The following is a 306-nucleotide window of genomic DNA, read 5'->3' as shown; positions in this document are numbered from 1 at the left end:
CCGGGCCATCCAGGTGGATGGGGGTAGCGAGTTTATGGGGGCGTTTGAGGAGGCATGCCGGCGTCTGGGGCTAAAGCTTTTTGTCCTTCCTCCCCGGAGTCCGGAGCAGAACGGGCATGTAGAGCGGTTGCAGCGGACCTTCCGGGACGAGTTTTACACCCGAGCGTTGCCTTCTCGGGTATCCGAGATCCAGGCGGAGCTCTGTGCCTATCTGGACTACTACAACGGTGGCCGGCCCCACATGGCTTTGGGGGGCTTGGCCCCCTTGGAGTTCCTGGGTATGCTACCCCAGGAGTCGGTTCCCCC

The 306-nt window shown here is 62.7% G+C and carries 1 protein-coding gene; it reads left to right on the top strand.

Features of this window, described 5'->3' with window-relative positions:
* On the top strand, positions 1–306 hold a 306-nt coding region (locus L0D17_RS13400; RefSeq protein ID WP_243095726.1), incomplete at both ends, for an integrase core domain-containing protein.

The organism is Thermus thalpophilus (genome assembly GCF_022760915.1).
GTDB classification, from domain to species: Bacteria; Deinococcota; Deinococci; order Deinococcales; family Thermaceae; genus Thermus; species Thermus thalpophilus.
Note: the sequence above shows the minus strand (reverse complement) of the source record. Positions and strands in the feature narration are given on the sequence as shown.